General features: G+C 68.9%; 11 protein-coding genes. 7 read left to right on the top strand and 4 right to left on the bottom strand.

The features are described from left to right. Window positions 1–86 precede the first annotated feature (86 nt). Both ABD210_RS24405 and ABD210_RS24400 read right to left on the bottom strand, forming a co-directional pair. A complete protein-coding gene (locus ABD210_RS24405; RefSeq protein WP_344114413.1) occupies window positions 87–527 on the bottom strand; it encodes a type II toxin-antitoxin system VapC family toxin in 441 nt (146 codons plus the stop codon). Further along, entirely contained in the window at window positions 517–744 is a 228-nt protein-coding gene (locus tag ABD210_RS24400) for an AbrB/MazE/SpoVT family DNA-binding domain-containing protein (protein ID WP_344114412.1), read from the bottom strand. Before ABD210_RS24400 ends, ABD210_RS24405 begins: the two co-directional genes overlap by 11 nt. Before the next feature lie 79 nt (window positions 745–823). On the opposite strand from ABD210_RS24400, the gene ABD210_RS24395 reads away from it, so the two are divergent. Beyond that, the gene (locus tag ABD210_RS24395) at window positions 824–1,861 is read left to right on the top strand and encodes a PseG/SpsG family protein (RefSeq protein WP_344114411.1); all 1,038 of its coding nucleotides are present in this window, start codon (window positions 824–826) and stop codon (window positions 1,859–1,861) included. Here ABD210_RS24395 and ABD210_RS24390 read toward each other — a convergent pair. Further along, window positions 1,846–4,065, bottom strand: coding sequence for a hypothetical protein (locus tag ABD210_RS24390; RefSeq protein ID WP_344114410.1), 2,220 nt, complete (start codon window positions 4,063–4,065; stop codon window positions 1,846–1,848). The two genes, ABD210_RS24395 and ABD210_RS24390, sit on opposite strands and share 16 nt — an antisense overlap. 110 nt (window positions 4,066–4,175) lie before the next feature. Then, a complete protein-coding gene (locus ABD210_RS24385) occupies window positions 4,176–6,518 on the bottom strand; it encodes a hypothetical protein (RefSeq protein ID WP_344114486.1) in 2,343 nt (780 codons plus the stop codon). Between the two features lie 83 nt (window positions 6,519–6,601). Between ABD210_RS24385 and ABD210_RS24380 the strand changes: the two genes are divergently transcribed. From ABD210_RS24380 to ABD210_RS24355, 6 genes are all read left to right on the top strand, one after another. Next, the gene (locus tag ABD210_RS24380) at window positions 6,602–7,597 is read left to right on the top strand and encodes a glycosyltransferase family 2 protein (RefSeq protein WP_344114409.1); all 996 of its coding nucleotides are present in this window, start codon (window positions 6,602–6,604) and stop codon (window positions 7,595–7,597) included. Window positions 7,598–7,608: 11 nt separating this feature from the next. Then, window positions 7,609–8,754 (top strand): dTDP-4-amino-4,6-dideoxygalactose transaminase, encoded by a 1,146-nt coding sequence (gene rffA, locus ABD210_RS24375; protein WP_344114408.1) that lies wholly within the window; start codon window positions 7,609–7,611, stop codon window positions 8,752–8,754. A gap of 17 nt (window positions 8,755–8,771) precedes the next feature. After that, window positions 8,772–9,563: a GNAT family N-acetyltransferase gene (locus ABD210_RS24370; protein ID WP_344114407.1), complete on the top strand. Its 792-nt coding sequence runs from the start codon at window positions 8,772–8,774 to the stop codon at window positions 9,561–9,563. 184 nt (window positions 9,564–9,747) lie between these two features. Continuing rightward, on the top strand, window positions 9,748–12,075 hold the full coding sequence (locus ABD210_RS24365; protein ID WP_344114406.1) for a glycosyltransferase: 2,328 nt from the start codon (window positions 9,748–9,750) through the stop codon (window positions 12,073–12,075). Further along, window positions 12,075–12,905, top strand: coding sequence for a hypothetical protein (locus tag ABD210_RS24360; RefSeq protein ID WP_344114405.1), 831 nt, complete (start codon window positions 12,075–12,077; stop codon window positions 12,903–12,905). The genes ABD210_RS24365 and ABD210_RS24360 overlap by 1 nt, the downstream gene beginning before the upstream one ends. Continuing rightward, the gene (locus ABD210_RS24355; RefSeq protein WP_344114404.1) at window positions 12,898–14,673 is read left to right on the top strand and encodes a serine/threonine-protein kinase; all 1,776 of its coding nucleotides are present in this window, start codon (window positions 12,898–12,900) and stop codon (window positions 14,671–14,673) included. Before ABD210_RS24360 ends, ABD210_RS24355 begins: the two co-directional genes overlap by 8 nt. The last annotated feature ends 6 nt before the right edge of the window (window positions 14,674–14,679 follow it).

Raw genomic sequence — 14,679 nt, 5'->3', positions numbered from 1 at the left:
GCGGAGCGCAACTCCGTACGATAGCGGGCCACCCCACGGAAGCCTCAATCCCCGAGCCTCCGCGCAGCGCCCCATCCACCCAGACGTCAGTTGGGCGTCAGAAGTTCGATGCCCGGGAAGTACGTCCGAAACCGCGCGGTGTCGCGGGTGATGACCCGGTAACGGCTCACGGCGGCGTGGGCTCCGATGTAGAAATCCGGCAGGGGTGAACTCCGCGCGCCGCCGCGGCGGCGGTAGTCGACGAAGGCCCGCGCGGCCAGGAATCCGGCCTGGTAGGGCAGCGGCTCGCGGCGGAAATCCGTGACCGGCAGGGCCGCGTCGACGTCCTCGATCCGCTCGAAACCGGCCGAGACCTCCGCGTAGATGATCGGGTTGATCACCAGGTCACCGTCGTCCCTGGCTCCGGCGACAGCGGTGGCTGACCACTCGGCCCAGGTCGGATTGTCGGTCAGGATGTCCAGCAGCACACAGGTGTCGATCAGTACCGCTGTCGGTCGGACCGCGTGCAGTGAAGGCTCAGTCGCCACGCAGCAGCTCCATCAGCTCTTCCGTGCTCATGCCGCTCGTCGCCCTGCCACGCATCTCGCGGACGAGGCGCTGTCCGCGAGACTCGCTGTTCTCGACCCGGACGATCCGCAACGTCGCGCCGTCCTCGACGACCTCGACCTCGTCGCCCTCGTGGAGGTGGTGCTTGTGACGCAGCGCGGCCGGGATGGTGACCTGGCCCTTGCTGTTGAGGCGCATGGTCTCTCCTACGTATCTGATCTCCTACGTAGTACAGGCTACCGCTCCTGGCTCAAGCCGGAGCGGATACGGTCTGGGGGTGACTGGGAAGCAGGTGCGGGTCGGGGTTCGGTGTGATGTGGGGCCGCGGCGGGGGATCGGGCACGTGATGCGGAGCCTGGCGCTCGCCGAGGAGTTGAAGGGCCGCGGCGCCGAGGTGGTGTTCGTCTGCGACAGCCACACCGTGCCCTGGGCGAACGACCAGATCCTGGCCCGCGACATCCCGGTGGAGCCTGCCGTATGGACGCCGCAGGAGCACCTGGACCTGTTCGCGCGACTCGGGCTGGATGCCGTGGTGTTCGACTCGTACGGCCTGGACGCCGAGGTGTTCACGGCCGTCCGCAAGTCCGGGATCCCCACCCTCGCGATCGTCGACGGCGATCTCCGCGGTGCCGAGGCGGACGTGTTCGTCGACCAGAACCTCGGCTCCGAGCTGGACGAGCCCGTGCTGCCGGCCGGAGCCACCAGGCTCGCAGGGCTGGACTACGTGCTGCTGCGTGACGACATCCTCTCGCTGCGCCCGGCCCAACCGCCTGTGCCCGGGCCGGGCGGCGTACCGAAGGTCTTCGCGTTCTTTGGTGGGACCGATGCGTTCGGAGCCGGCCCGTACGTCGTGGCGGCGCTCGCAGCGACCGGCGTGCCGTTCGAGGCGACTGTGGTGGCTCCTGGTGATGACCTGGCCGAGGCGGTTGCCGCAGTCCAGCTCCAGGAGGGCCAGCGGGTCGAGGTGATCGGCCCGACCTCGCAACTGGCCAAGGCCGTGGTGGAGTCGGATCTGGCAGTCAGTGCATCCGGTACGTCGACCTGGGAGTTGCTGTGCCTCGGGGCGACGGCAGGCCTCGTGTGTGTCGTCGACAACCAGGTGATGGGCTACGAGCGGGCAGTCGCCACCGGCGCGGCTGTGGGAGTCGGTGTCCTGTCAGACCTGAAGGTGGACCCGGCCGCCGCGGCCGACGTACTGCGGTCGGTGCTCACCGATCCCGTAGAGCGTGCGCGAATTGCCGCAGCCGGGTGGAAGCTGGTGGACGGGCAAGGGCGGGTGCGGGTCGCTGACGCTCTGTTTCACCTGATCTCGTAGATCGTGGCGTCCAGCGTGGCCTGGCGGAGCCGCACGTACTGCTTCAGATTCGGGGATATCTCGCCGGCGCGGTTGTCGGCATACAGCCAGCGAACGCCCAGCCGGCGCAGCCGCTCGATCGCCGCCGGCGAAGGCGCGGTGAAGGCTGCGTCGTTCGCGGCCAGCAGTTCGCGGTCCCAGAACGGGATCAGGCTCGGGTTGACACCGGTCGCGGCGTAGATCCGGAGGGCGTGATTCGAGTAGGCCCAGCCCTCGACCAGGACCTGTCGCTCGGACAGCGCGGCGATCCAGAAGTGCCGGCTGTCGCAGAGCTCACCCCGCCGGATGATGCAGTGAGCGTTGGTCGCGATCAGGTCGTCGGTTCCGCTGTTGTCGCGCAACCAGCGGGCGGCGTCCGCCTCGGCCTTGGTTGGACCGTGGCCCTTGCCGGGAGCCCCGTAGATGAGGACGCCGGCGTGGTCGAAGACAAGCCCGGCCAGCGGAAGAGTGGTCGCGCCCACCATGCAGACAGCGACCAGACCGGCCAGGAAGGCGGTGGGCAGGGTGCCGCTGCGCCGAGCCAGTCTCCAGCCGGCCGCTACCACCACCGCAGTGGCGACCAGACCCGCCATCATCCAGAGCAAAGGTCCTTTGACGCCACGGAGATCCTCAGAACCCAGTCGGGTCAAACCGCAGGCGGCCAAGCCGAGTCCACCGGCCACCGCCACAAGTAGGCCGCCGCGACGGTCGCCCAAGCGATCGACGAGCCGCGCCAGGCCCACGCAGGACAGCACGGCGAGGGCAGGAAAGGCCGTCCGGTAGAAGTACACCTGGCTGATACCGGGTTGGCTGGTCATCACGGTGGCGACGCTGCCGGCGATCGCGAACCCCGCCAGGAAGATGGTGGCGGGATCACGCCAGAACCGCCGCAGGAACAACACTCCGAGCACGGCGAGTCCCCAGGCCAGCACCGTCGTCAGCGCGCTCAGCAGTTGCGCCGGACGGTCGGGCCCGGCGCCATGGCGGATCGACGCGTATGGCTGGAGCTGGACGAACAGCTCGCCCAGCTTGATCCGCAATCCCCACGACTGGCCGCCGAAGAGGACGATCAGCGAAGCGACGAAGATGCCGAGCAACGCCAGGCCGCCCAGCAGGGCGGTCCGCGGACTTCGCCGCGTCAGCACTCTCGCCAGGTAGACGAGGCCGAACCCGCAGATCGCCATCGGCAGGATCGTCGCCTTGGACCCCGACGAGGCCAGCCCGATCAGGACCAGCAACAGCCAGCGGGTCCTCGGCGGCTGGTGCCGGAGCAGGTCGACGGCCAGGATCATCAGCAGCAGCGCGAGCATCACGCCGAGGTTCTGGGTCGGGCTCCCGTAGGCGCTCGATGCCATCGAGATGCCGCCCAGCGAGATGTTGTGCAGCGGCTGGAGCGTGCCACCGATGCCGGCCACGACGACAGCCAACGGGCCCGCCCAGGTGACGTGGGCCTGCAACCCTCCGCCCAGCCCATCGCTCGGCGGTGTCAGGAAACGCTGGGTGAGCACGAAGACCAGGGCACAGCCGGCCAGGACGAGCGGCACCCAGGCCAGTGCGAAGACCAGGTTGGTCAGATCGATGCCGGTGGCCCAGGAGGTCGCGGCAGTGACCTGGTGGAAGAAGCTGTGGTACCTCAGCCGCTCGCCGGCCACGAACAACGGCATCAGCGGTACGTCGAACTTCGCACTGGCGGCCAGTGCCTGCTGGAAGGCCATGTCCGGGTAGTCCATCGCCGGATCGGTGTACGCCGGGGTCAGGCGGGCCGGCCCGCTCCGGAAGACCACGAACAGCACCAGCGCACACGCCGCGGAGAGCAGCCACGCCGTCATCGGCGCCAGCGGTGCCTCGACCCGCCGCCAGATCCTCCCTCGCACGTCGCGATCCAGCACGCCGACCACCAGCACCACGGGGGCCCAGACCCACGACCAGCGCTGCAACCCCACGGATGCACTGGCCAGGTAGACGATCAGCTGGACCGAGGTGCCGACCGCGAAGCCGGCGGCGCAGTCCTCGACCAGGTTGCGCCGGTAGGCGCCGACCAGTCGCCAGAGCACGAAGCCCGGCAGGGTGATCCCGACCAGCACGAACCCGGTGAACTTGAAGACGTCGAGGGCGGAGGCGTGCGCGGCCGTCATCAGCACGATCGCCAGCAGGAACAACGGCAGTACGGCGATCCTCCCGGCCATCGTTCCGGTGCCGCCCGGCCTCGGCCCCCGCCGCCTTGCCCTCGAATACATATGCGCAACCTTAATGCTCTTGTGATGTCACTCCGTACCCGGATCAGTACGGGAAGTGATCAGCGGAGCTCGTAAACCAGGGCGTCGGAGGACTTGAACCTCAGCGTGGCCAGCGCGTCGAGGTTGTGTGAGACAGCGGTCTGGCCGGGATCGGCGTAGAGCCAGCGGACGCCGTACTTGAGCTTGAGCAGCCGCAGGTTGTCCCGGGTCGGGGAGGTGAAGGCCCGGTCGTTGTCCTCGAGCTTCTGCTGGTCCCAGAACGGCAGGCCGTTCGCGTTCTTGCCGGTGGAGGCGACCAGGTTGTTGATGGTGTTGGTGTAGCCCCAACCCTCGACCAGCACGTGCCGCTCGGTGAGGGCGGCGATCCAGAAATGACGGGAGTCGCAGCCAAGGGGATTCTTCACCACGCAATGCGCATTGGTCGCGATCAGCTCATCCGGGGCGGTGTGGTCGCGCAGCCACAGGGCGGCCTGGGTCTGGGTTTCGCTGGGACCGAGCGGGTATTGATCGCTGAGCGGTGCCAGGGTGGCCGGGCCGTAGCGCGCCATCGATTGCAGCGGAACGAACAGCCCGGCACCCATACCGGCGAGCACGAACGACGCCACCAGCACACGGGCCGGTCGGCCTCGGCGCTTGGCGAGTTTCCACAGACTGGTGACGAGCAGCGCGCCGGCAACCAGCAGGGCGATCGTCCACAGCCATGGCCCGACGAGTCCGGTCAGGTGCCCGTCCGGCTGCAGGAATGACTGCCCCGGCGGGGTCGTCGCCTTCACGATCGCCCGGGCGCCGGCGGTCGCGCCTACGCCGGCCACGACCGAGGCGAACACGAGGATGTTGGACCGGCGGTCTGCGAACCAGAACACCAGCATCCACGCCCCAGCGGCAGCCAGTGCGGCGATGACCGGTACGGCGGTCCGGTGGAAGTACAACTGGCTGCCGCCGGGCTGGTCGGTCAGCACCATGCCACCGAAACCGGCGATGGAGATGCCGACCAGGAAGACCATCCCAGGGTCGCGCAGCCACCGCCCGGCCGCACCGGTCAGTACCAGCAGCCCTGCCGATCCCAGGGTCAGACCGAGGCACATGGTGATGCCGGTGATCCACATCGCCTCGTGGTCGAAGACGCCTGACTGCTGCTTGGCTATCAGCGAGTACAGACCGGTCTTGGCGAAGATGCTCCACGGCCGGACCGCCATCCCGGACGATTCGCCACCGAACACCACGGCGATGGCGGCCAAGAACAAGCCCCCCAGGGCCAATGCGATCAGAACTGCGCCCTTGGCGAACCGGCCGTAGCAGAGCCGGACGAGGACGACCAGGCCCAGGCCGCAGATGATCATTGGCAGCACGGTGGCCTTGGAGCCGGATGCGGCGGCACCTATCACCAAGAACAGCACCCACGTGCGAGGCCGGCTCCGACCGCGTAGCAGGTCGATCCCGAGCAGCGCCAGCAGCACCACCAGTCCGCTGCCGAGGTTCTGCGTCGGACTGCCCCAGACGTAGCTGGTCAGGCTTTCGTTGGGCAGGAAGGCGTTCGGGTACGCGTTCACGGTGCCGCCGACTGTGGCGACCGCGATCGCCAGCGGGCCGGCCCAGCGGGAGCCGGGCGCCAGCCGGTCGGTCAGCGCGAAGATCAGCGCGGTGCCCGCCAGCAGGAGTGGCATCCAGCCGATGTTGTAGACGAGATCGGTGAGATCCACGCCGGTGGCCCAGGACGTGGCCGCGGTGAACTGGTGCCAGAAGTAGTGGTAGCTCATCTGCTCGCCGTTCACGTACGGCGCCTGCAGCGGGAAGTCGTACTTCGCGCTCACGGCCAACGCCTGGTGGAAGGCCATGTCGGGCAGGTTCGACCGGGCGTCGGAGTACGGCGGGGGCGCCAGGTTGCGGGACCTCCCGATCGCGTAGAGCGGCAGGGCACAGGCGCCGGCGATCAGCCAGGCGGTCAGCGGGGCGACCGGGCGTTCGACCCTGCGGAGGCATCGACGCCGCCAGGAGGGCACCGCGACCACCACCATCAGTACGGGCGCCGCCCACAGCCAGGCCCACTGCTGACCGCCGATCGGAGCCACCGCCATGTACACCAGCAGCAGGACAGACACGCCGACGAGCGATCCGGCGGCGAAATCCTCGATCAGGTTGTGGCGGAACGGGGTCGCCAGCCGCCACAAGACCGTCCCGGGAAGCGTGATCCCGAAGACCCAGAACCGCAGCAGCGCGACGATGCTGTCGCTGGAGGCGTGCCCTGCCATCAGCCAGATCGCCAGCCAGGCAAGGGCGATCCCGGCTGCTGCCTTGATCGCATGGTCAGCGATGGACCGCCACGATCGGGGGACGAACTGCCAGGTCGGACGGGCCGCCTCACGCTGCGGAGCAGGGAGGCTACTGGGCGCGACGCCCGTCATCGTTGGCACGAACAGAGCGTATCCGGGCCTCGAGGTGGCCTGTGCCGGGTAATCTCCGGGGGGAAGTCTTCGGAGGATCTCCTATGCAAACCAATCACCCGCTGCTGTCCGTCGTCGTACCGATGTACGACGAGGAAGAGGTGCTGCCGATCTTCTTCGAGCGGATGCACCCGCTCCTGGACGGTCTCGGCATCAACTACGAACTCCTGGTGGTCGACGACGGCAGCCGCGACGCCACCGCCGCGCTGCTCACCGCCGCGGCCGCCGAATGGCCGCAGCTCCGGATGGTCCGGCTGCTGCGCAACAGCGGCCACCAGGCCGCCCTCTCCGCCGGATTCCGGCTGGCTCGCGGCGAGTACCTGGTCACCATCGACGCGGACCTGCAGGACCCGCCCGAGGTGATCGCCGAGTTGCTGGCCACCGCGCGGGACTCCGACGTCGACGTCGTGTACGGCGTGCGCTCGGACCGCTCGAGTGACAGCTGGGGGAAGCGGACGACAGCACGGATGTACTACCGGCTGATGTGCCGGCTGGTCGGTCGGGACCTGCCGTTCGACGCGGGTGATTTCCGGCTGGTCTCACGCCGGGTGGTCGACACGGTGAACGGACTACCGGACGACGGCCGGGTCTTCCGCCTGGTGATCCCTTGGCTGGGCTTCCCGAGCGCAGAGGTGAAGTACGTCCGGGCAGAGCGAGCCGCGGGCACCACGAAGTACACCCTCAGCAAGATGTTCCGGCTCGCCTTCGACAGCGTGACCGCGTTCTCGGCGGCACCGCTGCGGCTGGCCACCTGGCTCGGCCTGTTCGGCGGACTGGTCTGCTTCGCGGTCGTGATCGGTGCGCTGGTGGTCAAGCTGTCCGGCCAGAGCGTCCCCGGCTGGACCTCGACCGTGCTTGCCGTAGGCCTGATCGGGGCGCTCCAGTTGCTCTGCCTCGGCCTGCTCGGGGAGTACGTCGCACGGCTGTTCCAGGCGAGCCAGAAGCGGCCGCAGTTCATGATCGGCTACGACACTCTCGAGGACCCCGGCCACCATTCCTACGCCCAGGCTGTCGAAGGTCAGGAGCCCGACCAGCGGTAGGCTCCGACGTCATGCCCGACCTGTCGCCGATCCCGTTCGTCAAGGCCTTTCTGGCAGGCGACGAGCTCGCCTATGTCAATCAGGCCTTCTCGTCGGCCGCCGTGGTCGGGGACGGCCCGTTCACCGCCCGGGCGACCGAGCTGGTGACCAAGCTCGCTGGTGGGATCGGGTCCCTGCTGACCACGTCCTGCACGCACGCGTTGGAGATGACCGCGCTGCTGCTCGACCTGGAGCCCGGCGACGAGGTGATCATGCCGTCGTTCACCTTCGTCTCGACAGCGAACGCGTACGCGCTGCGCGGCGCAGTACCGGTGTTCGTGGACGTCCGGCCGGACACCCTGAACCTGGACGAGCGGCAGATCGAGGCCGCGATCACCGACCGGACCAAGGCGATCGTGGTGGTCCACTACGCCGGCGTCGCGGTCGAGATGGACCAGGTGCTGGCGATCGCCGCGAAGTACGGGCTGGCCGTGGTCGAGGACAACGCGCACGGTCTCGGCGGCTCGTACCACGGCCGTCCGCTCGGCTCGCTCGGCCAGATGGCGACCCAGTCCTTCCACGGCACCAAGAACGTGCACTGCGGCGAGGGCGGCGCACTGGTCCTGAACGACGCCGACCTGCTCGCCCGCGCCGAGGTGATCCGGGAGAAGGGCACCAACCGGAGCCAGTTCTTCCGCGGCCAGGTGGACAAGTACCGCTGGATCGACATCGGCTCCAGCTACCTCCCGGCCGACCCGCTGGCGGCTTTCCTGACGGCGCAGCTCGAGCGGTTCGACGAGATCCAGGCACCTCGGGTGTCGATCTGGCAGCAGTACGACGAGGCGCTCGCCGACTGGGCCGATTCGCACGGCGTCACCAGGCCGACGGTTCCCGAGGGCTGCGTGCACCCGGCGCACATGTACTACCTGCTGATGCCATCCCACGAGGATCAGCTCGGCCTGATCGCCCATCTGCGCGAGCGCAACATCACCGCGGCCTTCCACTACGTGCCACTGCACTCGGCGCCCGCCGGCGAGAAGTACGGCCGGGTCGGCCCGGGTGGCTGCGAGGTCACCGACCGGGTCAGCGGCGAGCTGGTCCGGCTGCCGCTGTTCACCCAGCTCACAGCGGACGAACAGGCCCGGGTGATCGACGGTGTGCTGTCCTACCCGCTGTGACCGGGGCCTGAGCTGAGATGGGTTGGTACGACGCACTGGAGGCGGGCGAGCTGATCAGCCGCCCGTCGGACTACGAGTCGAATCGGTTCGGCGTCTCGGTCGACCGCATCACGGTGTCTGCCTCTGCAGGCACCCAGTTGAACGAGGTGCTGGCCGCCGTGGCCAGGTCGACGGCAGATGTCGTCGTACTGCGCTATCCCGCGCGCGAGGTGCACTGGTTCGCGGCGCTGACAGGTGGTTCGCGGACGGCCGTGCTGGCGGACAGCCTCGTGTACTGGTCCCTCCCGGTCGGCAAGGGTCGTCGTCCGGCACCGTTGGCGGGCTTCAACGCCGGGCTGGAGCGCGAGGTCGACGACGACCTGGTGGACGACCTGGTCGGCGACATCTTCGGCGACTACGGCAACCACTACTGCGCGAACCCGTTGTTCGACAGGGCTCTCGCACTCGCCGGCTACCAGGAGTGGGCCCGGCGCAGCATCGCCGCCGGTGGTGCGGTCGTACTGCGCGGCCCGGACCGCCGGGTGCTCGGACTCGCCACGGTCGACCAGGAACCTTCCTGGACCGAGATCGAGCTGGCCGGGGTGGTCCCCTCCGAGCAGGGCCGGGGGCGCTACGGGCATCTGCTCGCGGCTGTCGAGGACGCGGCCACCTCCAAGCGGCTCGTCATCTCCACCCAGGGGCACAACACCGGGGTACAGCGGGCCTGGGCACGTTACGGTTTCGAGCCCGTTCACACGCTGTTGACGGTCCATCTGGTAACGCCCGGATTACCACTGGGTGAAGCTCTCCGCAGCGGTCGCGAAGGGTGACGCAGCCGTCGGGACCAGGCACGGCCGGTGCTAACATGACCGCGAGATCTTTGGTCGCCGCCCGGCCTCGGTTGCTCGGAGCGACGTGCCGCAGCAGCATCGGTCAGGCACGTGCAGCCGATCATGATGTCGATGCTGACCGAACTGTCTGTGACCGACCGACCGAGCCGAGGAGAACGCCGTTGTGACGCCGCGGCTGAGTGTCGTTGTGCCTTTCTACAACGTCGGCGAATACATCGGGGACTGTCTCGATTCGATCGCCCGCCAGACGTGGACCGACTTCGAGGCGATCCTGGTCGACGACGGGTCCCCGGACGACAGTGCCGCGATCGCGAAGGAGTTCTGCGCCCGCGACTCCCGGTTCCGGATCGTCGAGCAGCAGAACCAGGGGCTCGGCCCGGCCCGCAACACCGGCGTACGGCACGCGGACGGCGAGTACCTCACCTTCGTCGACAGTGACGACCTGGTCACCCGGCACGGTTTCGAGAAGCTGGTCCGGACCCTGGACGAGACCGGCTCCTCGTTCGCCGGCGGCAACGCCCGGCGGTTCAACAACAGCGCCGGCGTCCGGCCGTCCTGGATCCATCGGCTGCCGTTCGCCAAGGACCGGATCGCCACCCACGTGATCGAGACCCCGGACCTGATCCTGGACCGGATGGTCTGGAACAAGGTGTACCGGCGGTCCTTCTGGGACGAGTACGGCTACGAGTTCCCCGCGATCCGCTACGAGGACTACCCGGTGACGCTGAAGGCGCATCTGGACGCCGTCACCGTCGACGCCCTCGCCGTACCGGTCTACTACTGGCGCGAGCGCGAGTCCGGCGAGTCCATCACGCAGCAGAAGTTCCAGTTCGGCAACCTCGAGGACCGGGTCCGGTCGGCCGAGCAGGTGATGGACCTGATCGAGACCGGCGTGCCCGAAGTACGCCGCCGGGTGCACTCGCACTTCACCCAGATCGACCTGCTGACGCTGATGATGGCGTTCGGCGCGGCCCCGGCCGAGGAAGAGCAGAACCTGATCAAGCTGGCCCGACGGCTGATGGACCGGCTGGACGCGTCGGTGCTCGCTCGGGCCCACAGCTACGACCGGCTGCAGCACTCCGCGCTCCAGGCCGGTGACGTCGACCTGCTCCGCCGGCTGGCCCAGTTCCGCAACGACGGTGGATTGCGCGGCGGCGCCCGGGCCCTGTCGCGCCCCGGCCGGCCGTGGCAGTTCGAGCACAACTACCCAGGGGTGCAGGACCCGCGGAGCCCGGTGCCGCGCGAGCTCTACAAGCTGCCGATCAAGGACCTGACGCTGGCGACCAGCGTGCACGAGGTGGCCTGGCTGAACGGCGAGCTGTCCGTGAAGGGCACCGCCGAGATCCGTCACCTGGAGACCAAGACCTCCTCCAGCCTGCGGATCGCGCTCGTCATCGCGGGCGCCGAGACCCCGCTGGCCGTCCGTCGGTACGACGCGACCGACACACACGGTGATCCCGCGCTGGTCGGCTTCGAGGTGCGCCTCGACAAGACTGTGCTGGCCAAGCTCAAGGGCACCGCGGCGCCGGCGCACTTCGTCGTCCGGATGCGGTCCGGGCGGTTGCGCCGCAACGGCAAACTGCGCGGCCAGCGTCCGGGCAGTCCCGGCTGGCCGCCGGGTGCCTGGATCGACGGCACCAGCTGGATCCAGCCCGGTCCGGGCGCGGACGGCGCCTTCGTGCTGCGCAAGATGGTGGACCCGTGCCGCCTGACCTCGGTTGAGCAGACCGCCGACGCGCTGGTGCTGAACGGACGCGTCACCGGCGGGCTGGAGCACCCGAAGCTGCAGGTGACCCGGCCACTGTCCGGCCAGGACCAGATGCTGCCGCTCGCGTTGAGTGGTGACGGTCGCGACTTCTCCGTCCGGATCCCGATCCGCCCGATCATCGAGGACACCAACCCCGACGATCCGTTCACCCAGCGCACCACCTGGGCGTTCCGGCTGATCGGGTCGGACGACGAGGAGAAGCTGCTGCTCTGGACAGCCCCGCCGCAGGCGGCCAGACACATAGATCAGGGCCGCGTGGTGACGTTGACCCGGTCCACCGGCGGCTACGTGAACCTGCACGAAGCACCGCTGCGGGTGACCGCCGACCACGCCGAGGCGGTTGCCAATGGCAACGAAGTCGAGCTGCGGATCGCCGGCCCGGTGACCGACGGGGAGGCCGCCCACACGTTCAGCTGGCGGCGGTACCTGGAGGATTCCGACGACCACCTGGACGCCGCGTGCCGGCGTACGGTCGTCGACGGGAGGTGGACGGCGGCGGTCGAGCTGACCGAGCTGATCCCGGCGGACGCCGTGGCCAGTTCCACCGATCCGCTGGCCAGCCTGGCGGACTGGATCCTGTTCGCCGTCGCCCCGGACGGCACGTCGCACGCGGTGCAGTGCGAGCCGTTCCTGGCCTGCCGGTTGCCGATCGAGGCCGAGCAGGACGGCCACACCGCCGCGTTGCGCCCGCACGCCGGCACCCTCCACGTCGAGGTCCGCTGATGCATCACCACAACCTCTACTACGGACAGGCCCACATCCTGGCCCGGTACGCCGGGCTGGACGACGAGTACCCGCCCCGGCTGCGTGGCTACCTGCAGCACGGCTGGAACATCGCGGACGGCTGGAACCCGGTGCACGAGTTCTACGACGGTGCCTGGCGATTCACCTGGAGCGATGCACCCCGCCGCCGCGGCCACGCGCTGGGCCGGCGGAACTACCACAGCATCGGCGCCCCTTTCCTTTACCTGCAGGAGCTGGAGCCCGAGCTCGGCGCCGTGCCGGAGGAGGAGCGTGAGGGCACGCTCTGGTTCCTCTTCCACGGCTGGGAGGGCGGCAAGATCCAGGGCGACCACAAGCGCCTCATCGACGAGATCCGCGAGACCGAGCCCGGCCCGGTCACCTTCAGCCTGTACTACACCGAGTACGACCGGCCCGAGGTCCGCAAGTCGTACGAGGACGCCGGTTTCCGGGTGGTGTCGTTCGGCCGTCGCGGCTTCTCCTACGAGGGCACGGACGCGCGCTTCCTCTACAAGCAGCTGGCCGAGCTCCGCAAGCACAAGCGGGTCGCCGCGAACAGGCTGTCCACCGCGATCTTCTACGGCATCGCCGCGGGCTGCGAGCCGGCCGTGTACGGCGATCCGATGGAGATGGAAGGCGAGAACCCGCTGTTCGGGGGGCAGAGCCGGATCGCCAGGCTCTGGCCTGAGATGCTCGGCAAGGAGATCGACCTGGCCGCCGCTCGTGCGACGACCGACCTGGAACTCGGTGTCCCCTGGATGATGCCGCCCGAGGAACTGCGCATGGTGTTCGATTGGAGAGAGCGTGTCTGACAACCAGCTGGCCGTCGATGTGGTCCGCGGCGAGATGCAGCCGTGGAGCGACTACAGCGGCAAGCGTGGGCCTGTCCAGGGACCGGTGCTGCGAGCACTGCTGGACGACGTACTGCCCGAGCAGGCACGCACGCTGATCCTCGGCCCGCACGGTGCGGACCTCGTCGAGGCCGTTGTCGCCAAGGCCTCCGAGACCACGCTGCTGGTGCGGTCCGTGTCGGACGCGGCCGAGCTCAGCGAGCGGTTCGGTGACAGGCTGCAGGTCGTCGCTGGCGCTCTGGACGGTCTGGCTGCTGCGGACAAGCCTGCTTTCGACGTCGTGGTTGCCGCCGACGGCCTGGACCGGGTTCTCGGCTATGACAGCGACGACCTGGACTGGTCGCAGCGGCTGGACGCGCTGGCGGCAGTGGCTTCCCCTGAGGCAGTGCTGGTGCTTGGCCTGGAGAACGAATTCTCCCTGACCAACCTGCTGGACCGGCGCCCTGCGGACGAGCGGCACGCCGATGACGAGTGGCGGCCGCTGCACGACGACCCCTCCCGGCCGGTGTCCACTGACCAGCTGGCCGCTTCTTTGGCGCGAGTGGGCTTCGAGAGCTCCGTGGCTTATGCAGCCTTCTCCGTCGAAGAGGCTCCCTTCGCGCTGGTGACCGCGGAGGTCGCTGCGGCCGCACGACCGGGGCAACTCCCCGCACGCCTTGCTGTGGAGGCACTGGAGGCTTCGGCAGCCGCAGTACCGCTGCTGGCTCCGATCGCTGAGGGTGCCGAGTCTGCGGCCCGCGCTGGGCTGCTGGGTGCAACGCCGACCGGCTGGATCGCGGTCACCGGTGCCGTCAAGCACGCTATCTACGCGCACACTCCGGGCTACCCCTCAGTGCTGACCGCCGACGCTGCAGACAATGGCTGGACGGTCGCAGTGACCGCCGGTACTGCGGACGCTGGTTCCGCTGACCTCAAGTTCGACGCCGAGGCTGTTCCGCCGACCGTGCCGGGTGGGGTCACCGCTGAGACCCTGCTGTTCCGTCTCGCCGCGGCCGAGGATGTTCCGGGCTTCCGGGATCTGGCAGCGCGGCTTGGCGACTGGGCCCGTTCGCAGACCAGCTCTCAGACGTTGCTGCGCTGGGACGACGTGGTGGTGGACGGTGACAGCTTCGCCTTCGGGGTCTCGCCCTGGCAGACGGTTGCCGAGGAGAGCAAGAAGGACCTGCTGGCTGCGGCGTGGCAGCGGTTCCACGACCGGCTCATCGGCGGACACCGTCGGCACCCGTGGCCGCCGTGGATGGTCGGCGACGACCTGGTCTCAGCGTGGCTGGCGATGTCCGGTATCGAGGCGCCGAAGCAGGTCCCGGCGACCGGCCCGGACACCCCGTCCGCCTCGGTGGCACAAGTTGCCCGCGGCAAGGCTCTGGCGAAGGCGCTGGCTGCTGTGGTGGGGATTCCCGCCGACGCCTCGCAGACTCCCGACGTACGGACTGCGCTGGCAGACGCGGAGCGGGCGAAGAAGGAGTCGTTCGAGCTGGCCGGGCAGGTCTTCGGCCTCGAGCGCACCCTCGGCTTCCGGGACAAGGCTCTCAAGACCCGCGAGACCCGGATCCGCGAGATGCGGACCCAGGTCGCGAAGTCGAACGCGGAGCGGACCCGGCTGCGCAATTCCAAGGCGTACTCGGTGGTCAAGCTGATCCGCAAGGTCGCGATGATCCGGCACCCGCGCAAGTTCGCCGGCAAGGTCAAGCGCAAGCTCAACCGCCAGATCCGCAACAAGGTCGGCTGAGGTCAG

The sequence above is a fragment of the Kribbella alba genome (assembly GCF_039529635.1).
Lineage (GTDB): Bacteria > Actinomycetota > Actinomycetes > Propionibacteriales > Kribbellaceae > Kribbella > Kribbella alba.
Note: the sequence above shows the minus strand (reverse complement) of the source record. Positions and strands in the feature narration are given on the sequence as shown.